General features: G+C 39.8%; 9 protein-coding genes. All 9 read left to right on the plus strand.

Annotation, left to right across the window (positions count from 1 at the left end; genetic code table 11):
• Nucleotides 1-1017 (plus strand): hypothetical protein (locus tag ABVT42_RS16345; protein ID WP_367024111.1); only part of this gene is annotated, 1017 nt, incomplete at its 5' end.
• A 95-nt stretch (nucleotides 1018-1112) separates the two neighbouring features.
• Nucleotides 1113-1316, plus strand: a complete 204-nt coding sequence (locus ABVT42_RS16350; protein WP_367024112.1) for a hypothetical protein — start codon at nucleotides 1113-1115, stop codon at nucleotides 1314-1316.
• A gap of 120 nt (nucleotides 1317-1436) precedes the next feature.
• Complete coding sequence (locus ABVT42_RS16355; protein WP_353898027.1) at nucleotides 1437-1820, plus strand: hypothetical protein; 384 nt, start codon at nucleotides 1437-1439, stop codon at nucleotides 1818-1820.
• 10 nt (nucleotides 1821-1830) lie between these two features.
• Nucleotides 1831-2103: a hypothetical protein gene (locus ABVT42_RS16360; protein ID WP_353898028.1), complete on the plus strand. Its 273-nt coding sequence runs from the start codon at nucleotides 1831-1833 to the stop codon at nucleotides 2101-2103.
• An 89-nt stretch (nucleotides 2104-2192) separates the two neighbouring features.
• On the plus strand, nucleotides 2193-2597 hold the full coding sequence (locus ABVT42_RS16365) for a hypothetical protein (protein WP_353898029.1): 405 nt from the start codon (nucleotides 2193-2195) through the stop codon (nucleotides 2595-2597).
• Nucleotides 2598-2606: 9 nt separating this feature from the next.
• Complete coding sequence (locus ABVT42_RS16370) at nucleotides 2607-3050, plus strand: hypothetical protein (RefSeq protein WP_353898030.1); 444 nt, start codon at nucleotides 2607-2609, stop codon at nucleotides 3048-3050.
• A 41-nt stretch (nucleotides 3051-3091) separates the two neighbouring features.
• Entirely contained in the window at nucleotides 3092-3637 is a 546-nt protein-coding gene (locus tag ABVT42_RS16375) for a hypothetical protein (RefSeq protein WP_353898031.1), read from the plus strand.
• Nucleotides 3627-3851 carry a hypothetical protein gene (locus ABVT42_RS16380; protein WP_353898032.1) on the plus strand — a complete coding sequence of 75 codons (225 nt, stop codon included), beginning with the start codon at nucleotides 3627-3629 and terminating at the stop codon, nucleotides 3849-3851. Before ABVT42_RS16375 ends, ABVT42_RS16380 begins: the two co-directional genes overlap by 11 nt.
• Nucleotides 3852-4238: a GTP pyrophosphokinase gene (locus ABVT42_RS16385; RefSeq protein ID WP_353898033.1), complete on the plus strand. Its 387-nt coding sequence runs from the start codon at nucleotides 3852-3854 to the stop codon at nucleotides 4236-4238. It abuts the gene before it with no gap.
• Nucleotides 4239-4374: the final 136 nt, after the last annotated feature.

Consider the following 4374-nt stretch of genomic DNA (forward strand, 5'->3'; position numbering starts at 1 on the left):
CTCGAATTTGAAATTAATACCGAATGTAAAACTCGTGATGATATTTTTATCAAGCAGTTTTTATGGCGACTGACCGACGAACAAAACTTTCCGCAGCACCTCTGGCGAATTGTCGAAAAAATTGGTCATTACCACGGTCTAACTATTCAGTCCTGGTATACCGAGGATGATGTCATCGATGACTTAGTCCACCTCATCAAAATTCAAACGATTATAGTGTATAACTGTTTAATTCGAGATGAATATGAATTAGAGGGCTTCCTTGGTGATTATGGTTGGGGCGATAATCAAATTGAATACTTAGAGCGGTATCGTGCTGAAAATGGGGAGTATGATCCCAATTATTTTTGGCCATTGGAAGAATATTATAAATTGCTCGATACTAATCCCACCGCGGCAGGTATTGCTAAAAAGTTTCGTGAAAAGCATACGCGGCGGGTTGAGGCTGAGCGGCGATTGGTTGCTAATAAAGAACAGTCAAAAGAGAAAACAACTTATGGTGCGGGAGTTGAACAATCAGAATATATTGGTGATAATGCTGAAGGTAATCGTACTGAGCAGGAAAAGGTTGTTCCAAACAACAATTCTTCTGTTTTTCCATTAAAGTTTGATAATTCAAGCGGAATAAAAACTTGGGAATCTCCCGCGGGACTGAAGTACGGTCCTGATCCTAGTCCGAATTTCGGAAATCGTATTCAGCATGTTCTAAATCATGCTGAGGATATTCCTAATCGACCAGGCAAGCACGGTGTATTTGACAGTCGTAAGGAAGCTCTGCAATTAACAGACGAAGCATGGAAGATGGTGCTTAGTGGAGACTCAAGCGTTATACACACGGTGAATCCAGCCAGAGGAAGAGCTCCAGCGCGTGATGTTTATCTTGTCCCTATGAATCAAAGAACGGGTTATGTCGGCGGGCAATGGGGTAATGCGAATGGTTTGCCGGAGGCTTCACATTTAAGACTAGTTATTGAGAATGGAAATAACGTTGTTAGTTCCTTCCCGGTTATACCCTAGGAGAGTGTATGTATTATCTTGAAGAAAATTGTACTGTATGCGGTGAGGGAATACTTGGATTCCTCAGATGTAGTGACGGGAAAAAAGTGGTTATCATGTGTGAAGAGTGTAACTCTGTGTGGATAAATCCGGTTGAAGTAGTAGATATGAATCCTATATATCCTGAGCCACCCGACTTTCTGCTCCCTGACTCAGAAATATCTATTAGTGGAGGGGATTCAGGATGGGCGTCTTTTGAAGAGATAAAGTCGGCGGGAATGAGTGATTACGCAGATGAGGCTAGAAGTTACGAGCCGTAGTGAATGTGCTGATTTGTTGTTCCAAACAAAATAAATCCTGATCATTTAAAGTTAGTAACAAGCCATCCAAATGCTCACTCATTAAGTGTTCATGGTGGGAGTGTTACTGATGGCGCGTTAATGTATCGCGCCAAAACAGCTGTTAAACCAAATGGAGACGTTGGCCCTTCAGTTCCCCCATTATCATCGGCATTTCATAGTGATGAATTGTTGGTTTTCGCAGACCAGGCAGTCAGAAATGGAGGAGCCCTGCAGAAAGCGATTGCACGTCAACCCAATCAGTCAGTGGTCAGAGTGACAATTGATGATGCAGGCGATTTAGGTGCAGATTTGGGGAGAGGGTTTAAACGAGTTTATGGTTCTGGAAATAAAGCAAAGAACCTTGAAACACATGGGGCGCCGGTACGAGTCGATAACTTACGGAGTGTAGAGGGAGTTTACATGTTCAATCCAAGCAAAAATGTTTGGGAAACAATCACGATATTCCCAGCTCCATTGCCATAGGATACAGAAAATGAAATATACAAATATTGTTCATATGTTGAAGACTGTTTTTGTTGCAGATTTTAGCTTTCCTGAAGACATGGCTATTAGTCTATACACGGAGAGCTTAAAAAATAGTGATAAATTGAATGAAATGAAGAGTGAGCTTGAAGAAGCATTTTGTGATGAATCTCTTTCTTGGAAAAAGATGCTTTTAAATGATGAATATGAAGTTATGGACTTTGATACAGAAGAGGAGGCGAAAGCTTACGCTAAACGAGTGCTCTGGGATCCCATTATGTAGTTCCAAACAAGTTGATTACTTCGCCTACAACTATCAAAACAAATGGGTTAGCAGAACAAGTGTCACACTTAGCTGAGATGGTTCCAGGTATGAGCAATAAACAAGCTACAGCTTTATTGGAAGCTGCTTTTGATCCAAGAAAACCCGTGGAAGTTGTTATTGGGGGGAGTCGAGTTAGGAATTTCTTTGGCAAAGGAGAGTTCAGACTAGACAGTGATTTAGATATTGGTTTCAATGCCAAAATGAAAAATAGCCAAATTGATAGAATACTAAACTCTTTCGATGAAGCTGGTGATCTAGTATCTGAGAGAGGCGTCAAGATATTCGCTGGCAATAAACCACCAAGCGGGATTATCGAATCTCCACAGGAATTTTTCCAACGGTCAGGTATACGAGAATTTCCCCCTTCAAGAGCGGGTGAGCCTTTTGGGCCTTCAGGTTATATTTCTATAAATCCTGATGGAACGATCACCCTAGTTCCACCAGGAATGTAAGGAATCAAAATGAATATTTCTAACGACAACATTAGTGATTTCAATGTCAAAGTAAACGAGATGGGCTTTGGAAAGCCCATCTCTGAAGATGAGTCAATTAGCTTCGCTTTATCAATTGGCTTTGAAAACATCTTAGAAAAATTTTCTGAGTATTTTAATGATTTTATAGAGCGGGAGGCGGAAGACCCAGAACCGGATGAATACTTGGATGGAGTATACTTGGAACTTAAGCGCGCAGGGTTTCCTGATCTAGAAAACATAATTGACAGCCACTTAGATTTGTTTTGTCGGCTAGTTTCTGAAGAATTAAGGTCAGAATTTCTTGGATATGTACTAGGCACTGCTAACAGAGCTGAAGATAAATCTCTATTTGTTATTCAATCCTTAAATAACTTAGAAGCTAAAGGTAGTTATATATTTTGCGAAGGAGTGGGTTATCTTATAAATAAGTAGTTCCAAACAACTTTAAATCGATATATGGAAAGGCTCCTGCTGTGAAAGTTGAAATAGATGCGATGGCAGATGACATTGCATCCATGTTTGGTGGGCAAGTAGCCAAAGCTCCGATAAAGTCACAGGAGCGCGCAATTCAAAAAATCATGAATGATTATGGCGGTGACGCAACAAGGATTAAAGATCTTTCAAGAAATACCATCATTGTATCTCCAGATAAAATGGATGCGGTAGTTGCAGAGTTAGCTAAACGAGGCGCAAGTGTGAAAGTAATCAATGGTGCGACAGATCCTCTTGGTTATAGCGGTGTTAACTCAACTATAAAGACTCAAGCCGGAATTTTCGGCGAGGTACAAGTAAATACACCAGCTATGATTTACGCAAAAGAATCTGAAGCTATGGCGAGAGTGTTATTAGGAGACGACTTATATAGTTCGATAGCTTCAAGATCTGGTATTGCAGGGGGGCAAGGTCATAAATTTTATGAGCAATGGCGAGTACTGAATCCAGCGAGTACACAGGCACAGTCGATAGCGGATCAAAGCCGTGCTTATTATGAAGCTATTAGGAGGGCCAATGGCTATTAATAAAGGCGAGTTGTTTTCTCGACAAGATGTATATATTGACTATCCATTTGAGGAAGTGATGTATCGCTGGGATCATAAAACTGAAAAAATTTATGTTAAGTTTTATGGTGAAGAAGAGAAAAGTGAGCCAGTCCTTTACGATAACAGATTATTTAACGATGCGTTACTGTCAGGGCAGGAAGTTACAAAAAAAGTTTATATGCGAGGAAAGTAATTGAGTAACTTAGATAAAGCGATTGAGATTGCAACCAAAGTACACGCTGGTCAGCTTGATAAAGCTGGCCAGCCGTATATTTTGCATCCGCTTAGATTGATGTTTAAGTTTGAAACTGAAGTAGAAATGATTGTTGCTGTTATGCACGACGTTATTGAGGACAGTAACTTCTCACTCGAAGACCTGAATATTCAGGGGTTTTCGAACGAGGTAATTGAAGCCATTAATTGTTTGACAAAAAAAGATGGTGAAGATTATAAAGCGTTTGTTTTGAGAGTTTCTAAAAATCAATTGGCAAAAAAAATTAAAATTGAGGATATTAAAGACAATTTGAATCTAACTAGGTTAGAAGAGATTACTGATAAAGATTTACAGAGAGTCGAATAAAAATAAGGGGTCAATCCTATTTTAAAATATATAAAATCTAAGCTATATTATTGTCATGCCAAGACCCACTCGAATAGAATATAAAGGCGCATTTCACCATGTGATGAATCGCGGCCGAGGCCGTCAAACGATTTTT

Source organism: Aliikangiella maris (genome assembly GCF_040719265.1).
Lineage (GTDB): Bacteria > Pseudomonadota > Gammaproteobacteria > Enterobacterales > Kangiellaceae > Aliikangiella > Aliikangiella maris.